At 62.6% G+C, this 19125-nt stretch carries 18 protein-coding genes and 1 pseudogene; 11 read left to right on the top strand and 8 right to left on the bottom strand.

Going from position 1 to position 19125, the window contains the following annotated elements; genetic code table 11:
• The first annotated feature begins 182 nt into the window (after nucleotides 1–182).
• Nucleotides 183–1877 carry a proline--tRNA ligase gene (locus tag AC1VWL_RS11345; protein ID WP_481534590.1) on the top strand — a complete coding sequence of 565 codons (1695 nt, stop codon included), beginning with the start codon at nucleotides 183–185 and terminating at the stop codon, nucleotides 1875–1877.
• Between the two features lie 163 nt (nucleotides 1878–2040).
• Nucleotides 2041–2418 (top strand): annotated as a pseudogene (locus AC1VWL_RS11340) (H-NS histone family protein); the annotation flags it as partial.
• A 295-nt stretch (nucleotides 2419–2713) separates the two neighbouring features.
• Here the strand turns inward: AC1VWL_RS11340 and AC1VWL_RS11335 are convergent.
• Nucleotides 2714–3985, bottom strand: a complete 1272-nt coding sequence (locus AC1VWL_RS11335; RefSeq protein ID WP_282266883.1) for a threonine/serine exporter family protein — start codon at nucleotides 3983–3985, stop codon at nucleotides 2714–2716.
• An 83-nt stretch (nucleotides 3986–4068) separates the two neighbouring features.
• Between AC1VWL_RS11335 and AC1VWL_RS11330 the strand changes: the two genes are divergently transcribed.
• Genes AC1VWL_RS11330 through AC1VWL_RS11315 form a run of 4 tightly spaced genes read left to right on the top strand, consistent with a single transcriptional unit; the run spans nucleotide 4069 to nucleotide 7567 of the window.
• Nucleotides 4069–5181, top strand: a complete 1113-nt coding sequence (locus AC1VWL_RS11330) for an ABC transporter permease (protein WP_282266881.1) — start codon at nucleotides 4069–4071, stop codon at nucleotides 5179–5181.
• Nucleotides 5182–5185: 4 nt separating this feature from the next.
• Nucleotides 5186–5995 carry an ABC transporter ATP-binding protein gene (locus AC1VWL_RS11325; RefSeq protein WP_481534591.1) on the top strand — a complete coding sequence of 270 codons (810 nt, stop codon included), beginning with the start codon at nucleotides 5186–5188 and terminating at the stop codon, nucleotides 5993–5995.
• 1 nt (nucleotide 5996) lies between these two features.
• Complete coding sequence (locus tag AC1VWL_RS11320; protein WP_481534592.1) at nucleotides 5997–6923, top strand: MlaD family protein; 927 nt, start codon at nucleotides 5997–5999, stop codon at nucleotides 6921–6923.
• A complete protein-coding gene (locus AC1VWL_RS11315; RefSeq protein WP_482986751.1) occupies nucleotides 6920–7567 on the top strand; it encodes an ABC-type transport auxiliary lipoprotein family protein in 648 nt (215 codons plus the stop codon). Before AC1VWL_RS11320 ends, AC1VWL_RS11315 begins: the two co-directional genes overlap by 4 nt.
• Here the strand turns inward: AC1VWL_RS11315 and AC1VWL_RS11310 are convergent.
• The 3 genes from AC1VWL_RS11310 to AC1VWL_RS11300 are packed head-to-tail and all read right to left on the bottom strand — an operon-like array spanning nucleotide 7521 to nucleotide 9531.
• The gene (locus AC1VWL_RS11310; RefSeq protein WP_482986750.1) at nucleotides 7521–8126 is read right to left on the bottom strand and encodes an alpha-ketoglutarate-dependent dioxygenase AlkB family protein; all 606 of its coding nucleotides are present in this window, start codon (nucleotides 8124–8126) and stop codon (nucleotides 7521–7523) included. The genes AC1VWL_RS11315 and AC1VWL_RS11310 overlap by 47 nt on opposite strands.
• A gap of 39 nt (nucleotides 8127–8165) precedes the next feature.
• Entirely contained in the window at nucleotides 8166–8798 is a 633-nt protein-coding gene (locus AC1VWL_RS11305) for a CoA transferase subunit B (protein WP_482986749.1), read from the bottom strand.
• Between the two features lies 1 nt (nucleotide 8799).
• Nucleotides 8800–9531, bottom strand: coding sequence for a CoA transferase subunit A (locus tag AC1VWL_RS11300; protein ID WP_482986748.1), 732 nt, complete (start codon nucleotides 9529–9531; stop codon nucleotides 8800–8802).
• Nucleotides 9532–9703: 172 nt separating this feature from the next.
• Between AC1VWL_RS11300 and AC1VWL_RS11295 the strand changes: the two genes are divergently transcribed.
• Both AC1VWL_RS11295 and AC1VWL_RS11290 read left to right on the top strand, forming a co-directional pair.
• A complete protein-coding gene (locus AC1VWL_RS11295; RefSeq protein WP_482986747.1) occupies nucleotides 9704–11050 on the top strand; it encodes a phosphohexomutase domain-containing protein in 1347 nt (448 codons plus the stop codon).
• An 8-nt stretch (nucleotides 11051–11058) separates the two neighbouring features.
• On the top strand, nucleotides 11059–12462 hold the full coding sequence (locus tag AC1VWL_RS11290; protein ID WP_482986746.1) for a mannose-1-phosphate guanylyltransferase/mannose-6-phosphate isomerase: 1404 nt from the start codon (nucleotides 11059–11061) through the stop codon (nucleotides 12460–12462).
• Nucleotides 12463–12557: 95 nt separating this feature from the next.
• Here AC1VWL_RS11290 and rfbD read toward each other — a convergent pair whose 3' ends face one another.
• From rfbD to rfbB, 4 genes are read right to left on the bottom strand one after another with little or no spacing between them, the layout of a single operon-like run.
• A complete protein-coding gene (gene rfbD, locus AC1VWL_RS11285) occupies nucleotides 12558–13457 on the bottom strand; it encodes a dTDP-4-dehydrorhamnose reductase (RefSeq protein ID WP_482986745.1) in 900 nt (299 codons plus the stop codon).
• Nucleotides 13454–14011 (bottom strand): dTDP-4-dehydrorhamnose 3,5-epimerase, encoded by a 558-nt coding sequence (gene rfbC, locus AC1VWL_RS11280; protein WP_482986744.1) that lies wholly within the window; start codon nucleotides 14009–14011, stop codon nucleotides 13454–13456. Before rfbC ends, rfbD begins: the two co-directional genes overlap by 4 nt.
• Nucleotides 14008–14895, bottom strand: a complete 888-nt coding sequence (gene rfbA / locus AC1VWL_RS11275) for a glucose-1-phosphate thymidylyltransferase RfbA (RefSeq protein WP_482986743.1) — start codon at nucleotides 14893–14895, stop codon at nucleotides 14008–14010. Before rfbA ends, rfbC begins: the two co-directional genes overlap by 4 nt.
• Before the next feature lie 51 nt (nucleotides 14896–14946).
• Nucleotides 14947–16002 carry a dTDP-glucose 4,6-dehydratase gene (rfbB, locus tag AC1VWL_RS11270; RefSeq protein WP_482986742.1) on the bottom strand — a complete coding sequence of 352 codons (1056 nt, stop codon included), beginning with the start codon at nucleotides 16000–16002 and terminating at the stop codon, nucleotides 14947–14949.
• A gap of 244 nt (nucleotides 16003–16246) precedes the next feature.
• Here rfbB and AC1VWL_RS11265 point away from each other — a divergent pair, with 244 nt between their 5' ends.
• The 3 genes from AC1VWL_RS11265 (at nucleotide 16247) to AC1VWL_RS11255 (ending at nucleotide 19102) form a co-directional block, all read left to right on the top strand.
• On the top strand, nucleotides 16247–16993 hold the full coding sequence (locus AC1VWL_RS11265; RefSeq protein WP_296250165.1) for an electron transfer flavoprotein subunit beta/FixA family protein: 747 nt from the start codon (nucleotides 16247–16249) through the stop codon (nucleotides 16991–16993).
• Nucleotides 16993–17928: an electron transfer flavoprotein subunit alpha/FixB family protein gene (locus AC1VWL_RS11260; RefSeq protein ID WP_482986741.1), complete on the top strand. Its 936-nt coding sequence runs from the start codon at nucleotides 16993–16995 to the stop codon at nucleotides 17926–17928. The genes AC1VWL_RS11265 and AC1VWL_RS11260 overlap by 1 nt, the downstream gene beginning before the upstream one ends.
• A 73-nt stretch (nucleotides 17929–18001) precedes the next feature.
• Complete coding sequence (locus AC1VWL_RS11255; protein ID WP_482986740.1) at nucleotides 18002–19102, top strand: acyltransferase family protein; 1101 nt, start codon at nucleotides 18002–18004, stop codon at nucleotides 19100–19102.
• The last annotated feature ends 23 nt before the right edge of the window (nucleotides 19103–19125 follow it).

The following is a 19125-nucleotide window of genomic DNA, read 5'->3' as shown; positions in this document are numbered from 1 at the left end:
TAACCCGGGGGCAACCCCGTCCATCCCGGGGGCTCGTGGGGGTTTGCCGTTGCAACACCCCCCGGCCCACCCCGGTTTTGCCGGTTTTGCCCCGGTTTTGTGCCCTACCCCATTGGTGGCGGTGCGAGTGGCCTGCAAGGCTGGCAAAATAGGGGATCGTCCGTTTTGCGAAGCCCCCTGCCATGCGTCTTTCCCGCTTCCACCTGCACACCACCAAGGAAACTCCCGCCGACGCCGAGCTGGTCAGCCATCGGCTGATGCTGCGCGCGGGCATGATCCGCAAGCTGGCATCGGGCCTGTACACCTGGTCGCCGCTGGGCCTGCGGGTGCTGCGCAAGGTGGAAACCATCGTCCGCGAGGAAATGAACCGCGCCGGTGCAGTGGAGCTGCAGCTGCCGACCATCCAGCCCAAGGAACTGTGGGAAGAAACCGGTCGCTGGGAAAAGTTCGGCGGCCAGCTGCTGAAGATCAAGGACCGCAAGGAGCAGGAATACTGCTACAGCCCCACCGCCGAGGAAGCCATTACCGACTTCGCGCGCCAGGAGCTGTCCAGTTACAAGCAGCTGCCGGTCAATTTCTACCAGGTGCAGACCAAGTTCCGCGACGAAATCCGTCCGCGTTTCGGTGTCATGCGCTCGCGCGAGTTTCTGATGAAGGATGCCTACTCCTTCCATCTGGACGACGCCAGCCTGGTCGCCGAATACGAGAACATGAAGGCGGCCTACACCCGCATCTTCACCCGTCTGGGCCTGGAGTTCCGCGCGGTGCAGGCCGATTCCGGCGCGATCGGCGGTGATGCGTCGCAGGAATTCCACGTGATTGCCGATTCCGGTGAAGACGCGCTGGTGTTCTCCACCGGCTCGGACTACGCCGCCAATGTGGAAGCCGCGATTGCCGCTGATCCGGCAGCGCGCGGCGCCGCCAGCGAAGAACTGCGCAGGATTGACACCCCCACCCAGAAGACCTGCGAGGAAGTCGCCGCGCTGATGGGCATCGCCCTGTTGCGCACGGTGAAGTCGATTGCGGTAATGACCACTGAGAATGAATTCGTGCTGGCCCTGGTCCGTGGCGACCACGAAGTCAACGAAATCAAACTGGCCAAGGTGGCTGGCCTGGCGGATTACCGCATGGCCAGCGAGGCCGAGATTGCCGATTATCTGGGCAGCGAGCCGGGTTTCCTCGGCCCCTTGAATCCGCGCAAGGCGATCCGTGTTGTCGCTGACCGCGAAGTCGCGGCAATGGCCGATTTCGTGGTCGGTGCCAATGAGAAAGGCCTGCATATTGCCGGCGTCAACTGGGGCCGCGACCTGGCCGAGCCGGAAGTGGCCGATATCCGCAACGTCGTGGCCGGCGACCGGGCCCAGGACGGCGGCGAACTGAAGATTACCCGCGGCATCGAGGTTGGCCACGTATTCCAGCTCGGCCGCCAGTATGCGCAGGCACTGAAGGCCACCGTGCTGGACCAGAACGGCAAGGCTGCGGTGATGGCGATGGGGTGCTACGGCATTGGCGTATCACGCATCGTCGCCGCCGCCATCGAACAGAACCACGATGACGCCGGCATTATCTGGCCGGTCAGCATGGCGCCGTGGCAGGCGGTGGTATGCATGATCAACCCGAAACAGGACCCGACGGTAACTGCCGCCGCCGAAGCGCTGCTCGCCGAACTGCAGGCCGCTGGCGTGGATGCCGCACTGGACGACCGCGGCCTGCGTCCGGGCCAGATGTTTGCCGATATGGAACTGATCGGAATTCCGCATCGCATCGTGGTGTCGGAACGCGGGCTTGCCGCTGGTACGGTTGAATACCGCGCACGCAACGCCGCCGAGGCAGAGAATCTGGACCAGGCCACGGTGATCAGCAAGATCATCGGCTGACGTTGATCGCTTATAACGCCGGGACATTGTCCCGGCGTTTTCATTTCCGGATAACATCGAAAACGCTATTAATCTGTCATTACCGCGATCAGCCCGGTATGCTTTGTTGCGCTGCCACGGAATGGCATACACCCCCCAACCCATTATCCGGAGTAGTTATTCGATGAGTATCGATCTGTCCCAGCTGTCGGCCAAAGAACTGGCCGTTCTTATCCGTGACGCACAGAAGCGCAAAACCGTTGTAGCCAAGCGCCAGCCGATTGCCAAGGCCCGCGCCCTGGTTGCCGCTGCGGCAAAGAAGGCTGGTTATACCGTCGAAGAGCTGTTCGGCACCGGCGCCGCCGTTGCAGTGAAGGCCCCGCGTGGCGCCAAGGCCAGCAAGGGCGCTGCCAAGACCGGCCGCAAGCTGCCCAAGGTTGAGCCGAAGTACCGCAACCCGGCCAATGCCGCTGAAACCTGGACCGGCCGTGGCAAGCAGCCGCGCTGGCTGGCCGAATACACCAAGGCAGGCCGCAAGGTTGAAGATTTCCTGATCCAGAAGTAATTATTCTGGAATATGGATTACAAAACGCCGGCAGATTGCCGGCGTTTTCTTATTGCATTTCTGTATTCACAGTCGCCACAAATTGTTTATTGCAGGTACTCGCTGGCCAAACGAACGACAAAGTAGCCCGGGTAAGCACAGCGCACCCGGGAGCTTTGGATTCCGGTGATCCTGCAGACAATCCGCGGACAGCCCCGGGTGCGCTGCGCTTACCCGGGCTACACAATCACCAGCATCCTGCAACGCGGCGCTGGCAGCGCCGCCTGATTACCCCTGGCAGCAACCGCCCCAGTTACAGATTCTTGCGCGCCGGCACCAGCAGGTTACCGAACAGCAGGCCGGCCACCAGCGCCATCACCACATTGACCACGGTCAGCAGCGCCGATTCGCCGGCGCTCACATTCTGCTGCTGGATCAGGCTCAACACCCCGCGCAGGCTGGTACTGCCGGGCACCAGCATGATGATGCCGGGCAGACGGATGATCGCCCCCGGGCGCTGGACGATGCGTCCAAACAGATTGCCGGCGGCAGTCACCGTCATCGCCGCCAGAAAGATGCCGGCCGGCGCGCCCCATTGCTGTCCGCCGTAGCGGGAAATCGCATAACCAGCAACCGAGGCGGCCATTACCCAGAGGTAATCGCGCCGGCTGGCGCGGAACAGCATGGCGAACGCGAATGAGGCGACCAGCACCGAGCCCCATTCCACCCAGTTGGATTGCGGCCGCGAGGCGCGGATGATCGGCTCCAGGCCGATGGAATTGGCGATGGTCACCGCGATCATCGCGCCCACCGTGAGTTTCATGATGGTGGTCAGCGCGCCGGCGAAGCGCGCCGTACCGGACACCCAATGCCCGCTGGCCAGTTCATTGACCGAGTTGGTCAACGCCATGCCGGGCAACAGCACCACCAGCGAGGCGATGATGGTGGAGTTCATGTTCAGCGGCCCGATGAAACTGGCCACCAACACTGCCACAAAGCCCGCCAGCAACGCCGCCAGGGCTTCGCCGGCCTCGCGTGTGGCAACGCGGCGGTCGGTATAGAACAGCATCAGGCCGATCAGCAGACCGGTGATGCCGGCGGTGGCGATATCCAGCCACGGCAGCCGCCACAGGCCGGCCACGCCAGCCGAGCCCAGGGTGAACGAGGCCAGTAGCTGGATCTTGCTGCGCAGGCCACCGTCCTTGTCGAGCTGGCGCAGCGCGGTATGCCCCTGCGCGATCGACATCTGCCCGGCGGAGACCGCATCGGCGATCTGGTCGGCCATGGCCAGCTTGTGCAGATTGGTATCGCCCGGCCCCAGCCGGATCACGCGGGTGATGTCACTGGAGCCGATGGCGCGGGTCGGGTCGCTGAAACTCAGGATCAAGCCGGTCGGGTTTGACCATGGCTCGCAATCCAGGTCCAGCTGCTGCGCCAATGCGACCACTGCCGCCTCCAGGCGCTGGGCAGTTGTGCCATAACTGTGCAGACGCCCAGCCATCTCCGAAACGAAGGCCACACGTTGCGCATAGGTAGCGCGATTGGAAGCAGTGGCCGGGGCAGCGGCAAGGGTTTCGGCAGACATGGCCGCTAGTATCACCTGAAGCGGATGAAATGCTCATCTGGCTTGAAGGGCGGACAGGTTATTCTCCGTAACCAATGGTCACCATGAAAGACATTCCCCCGCCCGATTGCGTTCTGCCCCCCGATGCGGACGGCCTGCTCAGGCTTTCCGGCAATTGGACCTTGGCGACCGCACTGCGCTCCAGCGAGGTATTGCATGCCCAGACCGGGACCGTAACCGGCATCGATGCGCGCGCCATCGACCGGCTGGATTCGGCCGGTGTACTGCTGTTGCTGCGCTATGCGCACAAGCTTGGGCTGCAGGATGACGCGCTGCAGTTCCGCAGCGACCATCAGGCGCTGGTGTGCACCATCGAGGAAGTCGCCGATGAACGCCCCAAGCCGCAACGCGACTACGGCGTCGCCGCCGCCTTGGATCGCCTCGGCCGCTCGGTGCATGCCATTGCCGGCAACATCGTGGTGCTGGTCAACTTCCTCGGCGAGAACCTGGCCAAGCTGGCGCGGCTGTTCCGCCAGCCACGCCGATTCCGGCTCACCGCCGCGGTCAACCAGATGGAAGAGGTTGGCCTGAACGCGGTGCCGTTGGTGGCTTTGCTGTCGTACCTGGTGGGCGCGGTGATCGCCTTCCTCGGCTCCACCATCCTGCGCGACTTCGGCGCGGAGATTTACGTGGTGGAGCTGGTCTCGATCGCCTTCCTGCGCGAATTCGCGGTGCTTCTCACCGCCATTGTGCTGGCTGGCCGTACCGCCAGCGCCTTTACCGCGCAGATCGGCGCGATGAAGGCGCGCGAGGAAATCGACGCCATCCAGACCCTGGGGCTGGATCCGATCGACCTGCTGGTGCTGCCACGCGTGGTCGCATTGCTGATCATGCTGCCCTTGCTGACTTTCGTGGCGATGATCGCCGGCCTCGCCGGTGGCGTCACCGTTGGCGCCTTCGACCTGGATATCCCGCCGCAGATGTACCTGGCGCGCATGCACGACACCATCGAGGTGCGGCACATGCTGGTCGGCCTGTCCAAGGCACCGGTGTTCGCACTGATCATCGCGCTGATCGGCTGCCTGGAAGGCCTGAAGGTGGAAGGCACGGCACAGTCGGTGGGCGAGCGCACCACCTCCAGCGTGGTGCAGACAATCTCGCTGGTCATCATCCTCGACGCGCTGGCCGCGTTGTGGTTCATGCACATGGGCTGGTGATGGGATGAGCACGATGGAAGACGCCAACACCGACGGCAGCGACCTGGCCATCCGCGTGCGCGGGCTGGTCAATCGCTTTGGCAGCCAGACCGTGCACGATGGGCTGGATCTGGACGTACGCCGTGGCGAGATTCTCGGCGTGGTCGGCGGTTCGGGCACCGGCAAATCGGTATTGATGCGCTCCATCCTCGGCCTGCGCACGCCCGATGCCGGACAGATGGAAGTGCTGGGCGTGGATGCGCGCTCAAGCAACCCGGCCGACCGCCTGCGCATCGAGCGCAATACCGGCGTGCTGTTCCAGGATGGTGCCCTGTTCTCCTCGCTGACGGTCGGCGAGAACGTGCAGGTTCCGCTGAAGGAGCATCACCCGGAACTCAGCGAGCGCTGGCACTACGAATTGGCCTTGTTGAAAGTAAAGCTGGCCGGCCTGCCCGCCGACGCCATCAACAAGCTGCCTTCGCAGCTTTCCGGCGGCATGCGCAAGCGCGCCGGCCTGGCCCGTGCGCTGGCGCTGGATCCGCCCCTGCTGTTCCTGGACGAACCCACCGCCGGCCTCGACCCGATTGGCGCAGCAGCCTTCGATCACCTGATCAAGACCCTGCAGGAAGCCCTGGGCCTGACCGTGTTCCTGATCACCCACGACCTGGACACGCTTTACGCCATCTGTGACCGCGTCGCGGTGCTGGCCGACCACAAGGTCATCGCCAACGCACCGCTGCCTGAAATCGAACAACTCGACCATCCGTGGATACGCGAATACTTCCACGGCCCCCGCGCCCGCGCCGCGCGCGGCCTTCAGCACGAGCCCGCCTGATATGGAAACCAAAGCCAACTACGTCCTGATCGGTGCCTTCACCCTGCTCATCGGCGTTGCCCTGCTCGCCTTCGGGCTATGGGCGGCCAAGTACTCCTCCGACCGCACCTGGCAGGAATACCGGGTGGTGTTCACCGAGGCGGTGACCGGTTTGTCGGTGGGCAGCCCCGTGCAATACAACGGCATCGCGGTCGGCTCGATCACCGAGTTGACCCTGGCCCCCGATGATCCGCGCAAGGTGGTGGCCAAGCTGCGGCTCAACTCCACCACCCCGGTCAAGACCGATACCCGCGCCAAGCTGGCCATCACCAGCCTGACTGGACCGTCGATCATCCAGCTCAGTGGCGGCACACCGCAGGCCGCCGCACTGACCGCGGTCAGCAAGGAACCGGTGCCGACCATCGCAACCTCACCGTCGGCACTGCAGAACATCACCGACGTCGCCAACCGCGTGGTCGAGCGCATGGACGAACTGCTCAGCGATGAGAACGTCCGCAAGATCACCACCACCCTGGCCCACCTGGAAACCATCAGCGGCGGCCTGGCCGACCGCGACGAAGGCACCCAGGCCTTGCTGGTGGAAGCACGCGATGCGGCACGCAACCTCAACGTCACCCTCGGTTCGGCCAACGGTGCCATCAAGAACCTGGACGAGAACGTGCTGCGGGAACTGCCTGCAACGATGGACAAGCTTGATACCAGCCTGGCCAAGCTCGACTCCGCCGCCGGCAACGCCGATGCCATCCTTGGCGAGAACCGCGCGGCCATCAACAGCTTTGCCAACGACGGCCTGGCCCAGCTCGGCCCGACCCTGACCGAACTGCGCGGCCTGATCCGCGACCTGCGCCGGGTCAGTGACCGGCTGGAGAACAACCCGGCGCGCTACCTGCTCGGCCGCGACGCCCCGAAGGAGTTCGAACCCAAATGAAGCGCATTTCCCTGATCAAGCTGCTCGCCCCGGCCTGCCTGCTGGCTTTGGCCGGCTGCTCCGTATTGGCCGGCGGCGACCGCCAGTCCATCACCATCTATGCGCCTCAAGTCAGGGTGCAGGCCGATCCCGGCTGGCCGCAGGTCAGCTGGCAGCTGGCCATCGCCAAACCCAGCGCCGCCCGCCTGATCGACAGCCCGCGCATCAACGTGCGGCCAACGCCGGGTGAGCTGGAGGTCTACCGCGGTGCGACCTGGGCGCAGCCGGCCACCGATATCCTGGAAGACACCTTGCTGCGTGGCTTCGAGGACTCGGGGAAGATCGATGCGGTTGCACGCATCGCCACCGGCATCCGCTCCGACTACAAGTTGACCACCGACCTGCGCCGCTTCGAATCGGATTACCGTGGCGGCGAAGTGCCGGCTGCCACCATCGAACTCAACGCAAAGCTCATCCACAGCCTGGACCAGCGCGTGGTTGCTGCACGCACCTTCGTCGTTGCCGAACCGGCTACCAGCGCCGAGATCAGCAGCGTGGCTGCCGCCTTCGAAACCGCGTTGAACAAGACCAGCAACGAGCTGATCGGCTGGACCCTGCTCAGCGGCCAGCGCGATGCGGCACAGCTGCGATCTGGCGGAAAGTGAGATTGATGCGTTCGCCCAACACCCGCACGGTCTTGGGCAGCGCATGCTGGTAGTCGCGCTGGCACTGCCCGCGCATCAGCAGCAGGTCGCCGTGGCCGAGCAGGCACTCGAACTTCTGCGCAGGATCATCGCGACGCCGCAGTAGAAAGCGCCGTGGCGCCCCAAGGCTCAGCGAGGCGATCAACGGCGTCGGCCCCAGTTCAGGCTCGTCATCGCTGTGCCAGCCCATGCTGTCACGGCCATCGCGGTATCGGTTGAGCAGCACGCTGTTGAAGCGACCATCACAGGCCTGCTGCACTTGCTCGCGCAACTCCAGCACTGCCGGCGCCCAAGGATGTGGAAGGAAATCCGCACCCGAATAGCGATAGTGCGCATCGGCATCGCCCATCCAGCAGCTCCGCCGCGGCGAATCAACCCAACGTCCGAACATGCGGATGCGGTGGATTTCCCAGGGCACCTGCGTGAGCAAGGCATGCATCAATGCATCGGCCTGGGCCGATGGCAACCAGGCCGACAGGTGCTGGATATCGGCCAGCACCGACGAGTCGGGAAACAACATCATGAGGATGCGGGGCGATCACACCGCCCCGCCCTTCACTCAGGCACGCCGGAACGGCACGCCGGTCTTTTCCTTCAGCTCGTCATCACTGACACCCGGCGCAGCTTCCACCAATACCAAACCATCGGCGGTCACATCGAAGATTGCCAGGTCGGTGATGATGCGATCGACCACGGCAACACCGGTCAGCGGCAAGGTGCAGTCCGGCAGTATCTTGTGCTCGCCGTTCTTGGCGGTGTGCTCCATCAGCACCACCACGCGCTGCACGCCGGCGACCAGATCCATCGCGCCGCCCATGCCCTTGACCATCTTGCCCGGCACCATCCAGTTGGCCAGATCGCCCTTGTCGGTGACCTGCATAGCGCCAAGAATGGCCAGGTTGATGTGGCCACCGCGGATCATCGCGAACGAGTCGTGGCTGCCGAAATAGCTGGCACCCGCGCGTGCGGTGACGGTCTGCTTGCCGGCGTTGATCAGGTCGGCGTCCACTTCGGCCTCGGTCGGGAACGGGCCAATGCCAAGCAGGCCGTTCTCGGACTGCAGCCACACGTCCACGCCATCGGGGATGTGGTTCGCCACCAGGGTCGGCAGGCCGATACCCAGGTTCACGTAGGCACCATCGGTCAGTTCGCGCGCGGCGCGCTGTGCCATTTCGTCACGGGTCCAGGCCATCTCAGTTCCCCTCCTGACGCACGGTGCGCTGTTCAATGCGCTTCTCCGGCGTTGCGTTCAATACGATGCGATCAACGTAGATGCCCGGCAGATGCACCTGGTCCGGGTCGATGGCGCCCATCGCCACGATCTCTTCCACTTCGACCACGCAGACCTTGCCGGCCATGGCGCAGGCCGGGTTGAAGTTGCGGGCGGTCTTGCGGAACAGCAGGTTGCCGGCTTCATCGGCCTTCCACGCCTTGACCAGCGAGACGTCAGCCTTGAGCGCGGTTTCCAGCACGTAGTGCTTGCCGTCGATCTCGCGGGTCTCCTTGCCCTCGGCAACGATGGTCCCGTAGCCGGTAGCGGTGAAGAACGCCGGGATGCCAGCGCCGCCAGCACGCAGGCGCTCGGCCAGGGTGCCCTGCGGATTGAACTCCAGTTCCAGTTCGCCGGCCAGGTACTGGCGTTCGAATTCCTTGTTCTCGCCGACGTAAGAGGAAATCATTTTCTTGATCTGACGGGTTTCCAGCAGCTGGCCCAGGCCGAAGCCATCGACACCGGCGTTGTTGGAGATCGCGGTCAGGCCCTTGACCCCGCTGTCGCGCAGTGCGGCAATCAGTGCCTCGGGGATGCCGCACAGGCCAAAACCACCTACGGCAAGGGTTTGCCCATCGGCCACGATGCCGGCCAAGGCGTCGGCGGCGCTGGCAAAAACCTTGCCTCGCTGCCGGGTCGGGGAGAGATCGCTCATCGCATCACGCTCACAGTGCTGAAGATGTCCATATTCTAGCCATACCGCAGGGGCAACCCCCTTGGACCTTCGGCCAGCACGCTTTGCCCGGGAAGGGCCAGCCAGCGTGCAGACAGCCAGCGAACGCTTACCCGACTAAACTAGGCAATCTTTCACCTAGCAGGATGCATGCATGCCCCTCCCCGCGTTCAAGGCCTACGATATCCGCGGCCGCGTGCCTGAAGAGCTCAACGAAGACATGGCCCGCAAGATTGGCAAGGCCTTGGCCGCCGAACTCGGTACCGGTCCGGTGGTGCTCGGCCATGACGTTCGCCTGACCAGTCCTGGGCTGCAGGACGCGCTGGCCGCGGGCTTGCGCGGAGAAGGCCGCGAGGTCATCGACATCGGCCTGTGCGGCACCGAAGAGGTCTACTTCCAGACCGGCCACCTGCAGGCCGCCGGCGGGGTCATGGTCACCGCCAGCCACAATCCGATGGACTACAACGGCATGAAGCTGGTACGTGAACAGGCACGTCCGATCAGCTCGGATACCGGTTTGTTCGCCATCTCCGACGCGGTGGCCGCGGACGACTCACAGCCGCAGCCTGCGCGTGCCGGCCAGAACGCCCAGCATGACAAGACGGCTTACATCCAGCATTTGCTCAGCTATATCGATGCCAGCCAGCTCAAGCCCCTGAAGCTGGTGGTCAATGCCGGTAATGGCGGTGCCGGTGCCATCGTTGACCTGCTGGCACCGCATCTGCCGCTGGAGTTCGTGCGTATCTGCCACGAACCCGACGGCAGCTTCCCCAACGGCATCCCCAATCCGCTGTTGCCGGAGAACCGCGAAGCCACCGCCAACGCCGTCCGCGCGCATGGCGCCGACTTCGGCATTGCCTGGGATGGCGACTTCGACCGCTGCTTCTTCTTCGACCACAACGGCCGCTTCATCGAGGGCTACTACCTGGTTGGATTGCTCGCCCAGGCCATCCTTGCCCGCAACCCCGGCGGCAAGATCATCCACGACCCACGCCTGACCTGGAACACGGTCGAAATGGTGGAAGCTGCTGGTGGCGTGCCCGTGCTGTGCAAGAGTGGCCACGCCTTCATCAAGGAAAAGATGCGCGCTGAGAACGCCGTTTACGGCGGCGAGATGAGCGCACACCACTACTTCCGTGAGTTTGCCTACGCCGATTCTGGAATGATCCCGTGGCTGTTGATTGCCGCGCAGGTCTCCAGCAGCGGCTTGTCGCTGGCCGAACTGGTCGAGGACCGGATGACGCGCTTTCCCTGCAGCGGCGAGATCAACTTCAAGGTTGTCGATGCCAAGGCAGCCGTCGCCCGGGTAATGGCGCACTTCGCAGCACTTTCCCCAGCTCTGGATCATACCGACGGTTTTAGCGCCGACTTTGGCAGCTGGCGCTTCAATCTGCGCAGCTCGAACACCGAGCCGCTACTGCGGTTGAATGTTGAAACCCGTGGCGACGGCGCGTTACTTGCAGAGCGCACCGCCGAAATCTCTTCTTTGATCACCGCCTGAGAACCTTCATGAGCCAGATCCTGCCTGTCATCCTTTCCGGTGGTTCCGGCACGCGCCTTTGGCCGCTGTCGCGCGAAGCGTATCCGAAGCAGTTCCTGCAGCTCGCCGGCGAGCACAGCATGTTGCAGTCCACGTGGTTGCGGGTGGCCGATGTCGCCACGCAGGCGCCAATCGTCGTGGCCAACGAAGCGCATCGTTTCGTCGCCGCCGAGCAGCTGCAGCAGGTAGGGACCACACCATCGGCCATTCTGCTGGAGCCGATCGGCCGCAATACCGCGCCAGCCATCGCTGCTGCCGCTTTGGAGGCATGTCGCGATGGCGCTGATCCGCTGCTCCTGGTATTGCCTTCGGACCACCTGATCCGTGATGTAGCGCATTTCCATCGCGCGATCCTGCAAGCCGCCGACATCGCCGAGCAGGGCAAGTTGGTCACCTTCGGCATCCAGCCAACCGCACCGGAAACCGGCTACGGCTACATCAAGGCCGTCGCCGGTGAAGGCGCGCGCGCCATCGAGCGCTTCGTCGAGAAGCCCGACCTGGCAACCGCACAGGACTATGTCACCTCCGGCGAGTACTACTGGAACAGCGGCATGTTCCTGTTCCGCGCCTCACGCTATCTGCAGGAACTCGAGCGCCTGCAGCCACAGATTCTCGCTGCCTGCCGGGCCTCCTGGGAAAAAGCGCGGCGCGAGAGCGATTTCATCCGTCTCGATGCTGATGCATTCAAGGCCAGCCCATCGGATTCCATCGATTACGCAGTGATGGAGAAGACCGTCGATGCTGCCGTGGTTCCGCTGGATGCCGGCTGGAGCGATGTCGGTTCGTGGACCGCGCTGCGCGATGTCTCCGAGCAGGACGCAAACGGCAACGCGCATCGCGGCGACGTGATTGCCATCGACTGCCATGACACCTTCGCTTACGGCGAGCGTTTGATCGCGATGGTCGGCCTGGACGATGTCATCGTAGTGGAGACCGATGATGCGGTACTGGTCGGCAAGTCCGACCGCATGCAGGAAGTAAAGGACGTGGTGGCACGTCTGAAGGCTGATGGTCGCAGTGAAGCGACCTGGCATCGCAAGGTCTATCGCCCGTGGGGCGCCTACGACTCCATCGACAACGGCGAGCGTTTCCAGGTCAAGCGCATCACCGTCAAACCAGGCGGCACCTTGAGCCTGCAGATGCATCATCACCGCGCCGAGCATTGGATCGTGGTCAGCGGTACGGCCGAAGTCACCCGTGGCGATGAAGTACTGCTGCTGGCCGAAAACCAGAGCACCTATATCCCGCTGGGCGTCACCCATCGTCTGCGCAACCCAGGCAAGCTTCCGCTGGAGTTGATCGAGGTGCAGTCAGGCAGCTATCTCGGCGAGGACGATATCGTGCGCTTCGAGGATACCTACGGGCGGGCTTGAGATCGTCAACGGGCTGCAAACAAAACCCCGGGGAAACCCGGGGTTTTGTTTGCAGCTGCATTGGTTCAACGCTATCGCAGGATGGCAGGCTCAAATCAACCGTTCGCGATTTCGCTCATCACCTGATACAAACCCGTCTGCCAAGCCGGTAGCTCGATTCCGAAGTCATGCTGCAGCTTGCGGTTGTCCAGTACCGACCAGGCAGGACGCTTTGCCAGTGTTGGATACTCCGAACTGGAGATCGGCTGTACGGTGGGCGCCTTGGCCAACACGCCCATCGCGACTGCTTCGGCGAAAATTGCCTCGGCAAAACCATGCCAGCTGGTCTGCCCTGATGCCGTCAGGTGCCAGGTCCCGGACAGCTTCCCGGGATGCCGTAGTACCTGCGCAGTGACATCTGCGATCAAGGCCGCAGGTGTCGGCGTACCGACCTGATCGGCGACTACGCGCAACTCATCGCGCTCGGCTCCTACGCGCAGCATCGTCCGCAGGAAGTTGCCGCCGTGCGAGGCATAGACCCACGCGGTGCGAAAGATCAGATGACGGCCGCCGGCTGCCCGCACCGCCTCTTCGCCATCGCGCTTGCTGGTGCCATAGACACCCAGCGGCTCTGTCGCCTCGTCTTCAGCATAAGGCGCCACGCCCTGCCCATTGAACACGTAGTCGGTGGAGTAATGCACCATCGGCACGTCATTCGTCGCGCACCACTGGGCGATCACCCCTGGCGCTTGCGCGTTGGCCCGAAATGCAGCCTCCGGCTCCTGTTCGGCTTTGTCGACCGCCGTGTAAGCAGCAGCATTGATCACCAACGATGGCTGCAGCCGATCCAACAACGTGGGCAGACTGTCAGGCGCATTGAAATCGGCGATCTCGCAATCGCTACCGTCGGCCAGTTGGCCGGTGCGGGTCGTCGCTACAATCGGACCGAGCGAGGCCAGAGCACGCAACAGCTCCTGTCCCACCTGGCCATTACCACCAAAAACCAGCACGGTCATGGAATGTAAACCGGCAGGCGGTCTTCGGCGATATCTTTCAGGAACGGCGCGTTCTCATCCTTGGCGGACAAGGTCGGGCCGCTGATCGGCCAGTCCACACCGATGGCGGCGTCGTTCCAACGAACACCGGCGTCCGCCTCCTTCAGATACACCTCAGTACACAGATAGCTGAACACCGCGCGCTCGGACAGCACCGCAAAACCATGCGCGAAGCCTTCTGGAATCCAGAACTGGCGCTTGTTTTCTGCACTCAGAACAACCGCCTCCCACTTGCCGAAGGTCGGCGAACCACGACGGATATCCACCGCCACGTCATACACCTCGCCCTCCAACACGCTGACCAGCTTGCCCTGCGGACGCGGCCACTGGTAATGGAGCCCGCGCAGCACGCCCTTGGCGGAAGCCGACACATTGCTCTGCACGAACTTGTCGGGCAGACCCAGCGCCTTGAAACGCTCGGCATTCCAGGTTTCGAAGAAAAAGCCGCGTTCGTCGCCAAACACCGCCGGCTCAATGACGACACAGCCGGGCATGGCGGTCTCGATTACTTTCACGGAACAATTCCTCGCTGGACCAGTTTCTGCAGGTACTGGCCATAGCCATTCTTGGACAAGGGCGCCGCCAATGCCTCAAGCTGCTCCGCCGTAATCCAGCCTTGGCCATAGGCAATTTCCTCGGGACAACAGACCTGCAAGCCCTGCCGCGTCTGGATGGTCTCGATGAAATTGGAGGCCTCCAGCAACGACTGGTGCGTACCCGTATCCAGCCATGCATAGCCTCGACCAAGCGGCTCCAGCTGCAGCTTTCCTTCGTCCAGGTACACTTGATTCAGGTCAGTGATCTCCAACTCGCCGCGCGGCGACGGCTTAAGTGCAGCAGCGTAGTCGCTGGCATTTCCATCATAGAAATACAGGCCGGTCACTGCATAGTTGGAGCGCGGGTTCTGCGGCTTTTCGACCAAACCGACAACCCTGCCACTTTCGTCGAACTCGGCGACACCATAGCGCTCAGGGTCATTGACCCAGTAACCAAACACTGTAGCTCCGCTGGTCCGTGCGTCGGCTCGACTCAGTACATCGCGCAAACCATGCCCATGGAAAATATTGTCACCCAACACCAGGCAACTGGGCTTGCCCCCGACGAAATCGCGGCCAATCAAATACGCCTGCGCCAGGCCATCCGGGCTCGGCTGTACCGCGTACTGGATGTCCATTCCCCACTGCGAACCGTCGCCCAACAGCTGCTGGAACAAGGCTTGTTCATGCGGCGTATTGATGATCAGCACTTCACGGATGCCAGCCAGCATCAGTACGCTGAGCGGGTAATAGATCATTGGCTTGTCATAGACCGGCAGCAATTGCTTGCTGACGCCCTTGGTAATCGGATACAGGCGCGTACCAGAGCCACCGGCCAGAATGATGCCTTTACGTTGCGTCATAGTTGCTTCCTTATTGGCCCGCACATCCGCGCAGGCACTGGATGATCGATATCAGGCGTCCGTGCCAATGCGCTGCAGGCGATAGCTACCGTCCAACACATCGTTCACCCATTGCTGGTTATCCAAGTACCAGTCCACGGTGAAACCAATGCCCTGCTCGAAGCTGTGCTTCGGCTCCCAGCCCAGTTCGTCCTTGAGCTTGGACGCATCGATTGCATAACGGCGGTCATGGCCGGGGCGATCGGCAACATAGGTGATCTGTTCGGTGCGCGGCTTGCCATCCGCGCGCGGGCGGCGCGCGTCCAGCAGCGCACAGATCGCCTGCACAACCTGGATGTTCTGCTTCTCGGAGTTGCCGCCAACGTTATAGGTTTCGCCTACCCGGCCCTTGGCCAACACGGTACGGATTGCCTCGCAATGATCGGCGACAAACAGCCAATCGCGCACCTGCTTGCCGTCGCCATATACAGGCAGCGCCTCACCGGCCAACGCCTTGGCGATCACCAGCGGGATGAGCTTCTCCGGGAAGTGGTACGGGCCGTAGTTGTTCGAGCAATTGGTGGTCAGTACCGGCAGGCCATAAGTGTGATGGAAAGCGCGCACCAGATGGTCGGAGGCCGCCTTTGAAGCCGAGTACGGTGAGTTCGGGGCATAGGGCGTGGTCTCGGTGAACTTGCCTGTCTCGCCGAGCGTGCCGTAGACCTCGTCGGTGGACACATGCAGGAAGCGGAACGCATCGGCCTTGTCAGACGGCAACGCCTTCCAGTAATCACGCACCGCTTCCAGCAGACCGAGGGTTCCTACCACGTTGGTCTGGACGAAGGCACCCGGGCCGTCGATCGAACGGTCAACATGGCTCTCGGCAGCAAAGTTCAGAACCGCATCAGGGCGGTGCTCAGCCAGCAGGCCTGCAACCAACTCACGATCGCCGATATCGCCGTGTACGAACAGATGGTTGGCGTCTCCCTGCAGGCTACCCAGCGTCTTCAGGTTGCCTGCATAGGTCAACGCATCCAGATTGATGATGCGGATGCCCTTTGCAACAGCTTCCAATACAAAATTGCCGCCGATAAAGCCGGCACCGCCGGTCACAAGCCATGTGGTCACGCGTTGTTTCTCCTGATTTACTGCTGCAAAAGCAGCGAACAATTCCTACAAGGATATAACGGCAGCACCTGTTGAGCCGCACCATTGACAACTAAATCCTGTTCGTCGAAATTTGTCCGGACATTATAACGCGCGCTGCAGTCACCATACGCGTTCGCACGGACCTACCAACCCGGCTAGAATCGGGAAAATTTGCCCCCGGCCAGCGTCGGCCCCCATCAGCAACCGAAGGACCCCGCAGCACATGAAAATCCTCGTCGCGTACAAGCGCGTGGTGGACTACAACGTCCGCATTCAAGTCAAGCCCGATGGTTCCGGCGTGGTCACCGATGGCGTCAAGCTGTCGCCCAACCCGTTCGATGAAATCGCCCTGGAAGAAGCCCTGCGCCTGCGCGACAAGGGCATCGCCACGGAAGTGGTCGTGGCCACCATCGCCCCGGCCGATGCCCAGGCACACCTGCGCAACGGCCTGGCGATGGGCGCCAACCGCGCCATCCACGTGGTCACCGACCAGGCCATACAGCCGCTGACGGCTGCCCGCACCCTGCTCAAGCTGGTAGAGAAGGAGCAGCCGGACCTGGTCATCCTCGGCAAGCAGGCGATCGACGACGACGCCAACCAGACCGGTCAGATGCTGGCCACGTTGTGGGCGCGCCCGCAGGCCACCTTCGCCTCCAAGGTCGAGATCGCTGATGGCAAGGCCACGGTCACCCGTGAAGTCGACGCCGGCCTGGAAACGCTGGAAGTCGATCTGCCGGCCGTGATCACCACCGACCTGCGCCTGAACGAGCCTCGCTTCATCAAGTTGCCGGACATCATGAAGGCCAAGGCCAAGCCGCTGGAGACCCTGCAGCTGGCCGATCTCGGCGTTGAAGCCGCTGACACGTTCAAGACCACCCAGTACGCCGCGCCGTCCAAGCGCAGCAAGGGCGTGATGGTGAAGGACGCTGCCGAACTGGTAGCCGCACTCAAGCAGAAGGGGTTGCTGTAATGGCCAAGATTCTCGTCATCGCCGAACACCTGGACGGCAAGCTCAACAGCGCCGTGGCCAAGACCGTATCGGCAGCAACCGCAGTGGGCGGCGACATCCACGTGCTGGTGTTGGCCGCCGACCCGGCCGCCATCGCTGCCGAAGCCGCGCAGATCGCCGGTGTCAGCAAGGTGCTGACCATCGCCAACCCGGCCAATGAACATGCGCTGGCACAGGTGCAGGCGCCGCAGATCGCCAAGGCCGCTGCCGGCTACAGCCATGTATTCGGTCCCTCGACCACCACCGGCAAGGATGTGATGCCGGCCGTGGCCGCCCTGCTCGGCGTCAATCAGGTCTCGGACCTGATGTCGATCGAAGGCGCCCATACCTTCAAGCGCCCGATCTACGCAGGCAACGCCATCATCACCGTCGAGGTACCCGCCGACCAGGTCGTCGTCGCCACCGTGCGCGCCGCCTCCTGGCAGGAAGCAGCCAAGGGCAACAGCGCGCCGATCGAAGCGATCAGTGTCGATGCTGCCCTGCCGGGCCACACCCGCTTCATCGGCCTGGCGGCCGGCAAGAGCGACCGTCCGGACCTGCAGAGCGCCAAGCGCGTGGTCTCCGGTGGCCGTGGCGTCGGTTCGGAAGAGAACTTCAAGGTGATCTACGCGCTGGCCGACAAGCTCGGTGCCGGCGTCGGCGCCTCGCGCGCCGCGGTGGACGCAGGCTATGTGCCCAGCGACATGCAGGTCGGCCAGACCGGCAAGATCATCGCCCCTGAGCTGTATATCGCCGTGGGCATCTCAGGCGCCATCCAGCACCTGACAGGTATCAAGGATGCCGGCACGATTGTCGCCATCAACAAGGACGGCGATGCGCCGATCTTTGAGATTGCGGATATCGGCCTGGTGGGTGACTTGTTCACGCTGCTGCCCGAGCTGGAAAAAGCCCTCTAACAAAGGGATGATCCTGCGCTTGATGGGCCGAGCAGATGGTCGGCCCATCTCACATTAGAACTACAAAATTCCCATGAACAATCAGATACAGGGTCGAATCCATGGACCCGACGTTTTGCGTGGACTCGCAGCCTTGGGAGTCATTGTTTTTCACGTCCTGTATCTATCAGGCATCCCCATCCATGACACCGCTGCAGCAATAGCGGGACGTATGGACTTTTTCGTGCGGGTTTTCTTCGTGCTCAGCGCGTTCGCGATTGGCCATGCCTATTACGACCGCATGGACAATGCGCAATCGGTGCGCCAGTTTTATCTCAAGCGGTTCTTCCGTATCGCCCCCCTGTTCTACTTCATGATCCTGGTGGGCGTCATATTCCGTTTGGCAATGCAACAGCCGATGCCGGGGGCACTCGACTTTCTATTGTCCGGAAGCTTCCTTTTCACGCTTATCCCCGGAAAACAGGGCGGCTTGGTCGGCGGCGGGTGGTCGATAGGAATCGAATGGCTCTTCTACTTCCTGTTCCCGATGATGTTGGCCTTGATTCGCAGCGTCCGCAGTGCAGCTTTGGTTTGGCTATTGCTATGCACCGTCGCGGTGCTAAGCAAGGAGTACCTGCAACAGAGTTTCGGCGGTCAGCTGAACGAGTTCGGTGCGCTCAACTTACTGGCACACGGCCAGTACTTCGTGCTTGGCCTACTGATACTGCAACTGACCAGGAAGCAGTGGCCTTCACCGAGCAGCGAAGTGCAACGAAATGCCTATGGCATTGGCTTTCTCATTGTATTGGCCGCCACACTGTATGCGCTGCGCCATCCCTCGAGCCTACCAGAAGAAGTTATTCTTTCGATTGCAGCGCCATTGATGGTCGCATTGTCAATTGCCGGCTTTCCAGCATGGCTGGATAACCGAGCCACGCGCTGGCTTGGCCTTATCAGCTACAGCACGTATCTAGTGCAGTTTCCCTTGATCCAACTGCTGCATATGCATGGCGTTTACGCCAAGCTTTACGCATGGGCTGGCCGCAATGACTTGGCATTCATCGCCGCCACTGCCTTGACTCTGGCGTGCGTGGTCTTGACTGCCGCGGTCACCTACCGGTTCGTGGAAGTCCCAGGCCAACGGCTATACGATCGCTTCCGTCCGGGCCGTGCAGTTGCACAGCCCGTAACTTAATGCCTGTGCTCGAAGGGCTGCCG

The organism is Stenotrophomonas sp. STEN063, assembly GCF_056854515.1.
The sequence above is the reverse complement of the archived record's forward strand: the minus strand, read 5'-3'. Positions and strand labels throughout refer to the sequence as shown.

Bases quoted from the DNA above. Each gene is read 5' to 3' on its own strand.
- AC1VWL_RS11345 (WP_481534590.1), top strand. From the start codon at position 183: ATGCGTCTTTCCCGCTTCCACCTGCACACCACCAAGGAAACTCCCGCC.
- AC1VWL_RS11335 (WP_282266883.1), bottom strand. From the start codon at position 3,985: ATGTCTGCCGAAACCCTTGCCGCTGCCCCGGCCACTGCTTCCAATCGC.
- AC1VWL_RS11330 (WP_282266881.1), top strand. From the start codon at position 4,069: ATGAAAGACATTCCCCCGCCCGATTGCGTTCTGCCCCCCGATGCGGAC.
- AC1VWL_RS11325 (WP_481534591.1), top strand. From the start codon at position 5,186: ATGAGCACGATGGAAGACGCCAACACCGACGGCAGCGACCTGGCCATC.
- AC1VWL_RS11320 (WP_481534592.1), top strand. From the start codon at position 5,997: ATGGAAACCAAAGCCAACTACGTCCTGATCGGTGCCTTCACCCTGCTC.
- AC1VWL_RS11315 (WP_482986751.1), top strand. From the start codon at position 6,920: ATGAAGCGCATTTCCCTGATCAAGCTGCTCGCCCCGGCCTGCCTGCTG.
- AC1VWL_RS11310 (WP_482986750.1), bottom strand. From the start codon at position 8,126: ATGTTGTTTCCCGACTCGTCGGTGCTGGCCGATATCCAGCACCTGTCG.
- AC1VWL_RS11305 (WP_482986749.1), bottom strand. From the start codon at position 8,798: ATGGCCTGGACCCGTGACGAAATGGCACAGCGCGCCGCGCGCGAACTG.
- AC1VWL_RS11300 (WP_482986748.1), bottom strand. From the start codon at position 9,531: ATGAGCGATCTCTCCCCGACCCGGCAGCGAGGCAAGGTTTTTGCCAGC.
- AC1VWL_RS11295 (WP_482986747.1), top strand. From the start codon at position 9,704: ATGCCCCTCCCCGCGTTCAAGGCCTACGATATCCGCGGCCGCGTGCCT.
- AC1VWL_RS11290 (WP_482986746.1), top strand. From the start codon at position 11,059: ATGAGCCAGATCCTGCCTGTCATCCTTTCCGGTGGTTCCGGCACGCGC.
- rfbD (WP_482986745.1), bottom strand. From the start codon at position 13,457: ATGACCGTGCTGGTTTTTGGTGGTAATGGCCAGGTGGGACAGGAGCTG.
- rfbA (WP_482986743.1), bottom strand. From the start codon at position 14,895: ATGACGCAACGTAAAGGCATCATTCTGGCCGGTGGCTCTGGTACGCGC.
- AC1VWL_RS11265 (WP_296250165.1), top strand. From the start codon at position 16,247: ATGAAAATCCTCGTCGCGTACAAGCGCGTGGTGGACTACAACGTCCGC.
- AC1VWL_RS11260 (WP_482986741.1), top strand. From the start codon at position 16,993: ATGGCCAAGATTCTCGTCATCGCCGAACACCTGGACGGCAAGCTCAAC.
- AC1VWL_RS11255 (WP_482986740.1), top strand. From the start codon at position 18,002: ATGAACAATCAGATACAGGGTCGAATCCATGGACCCGACGTTTTGCGT.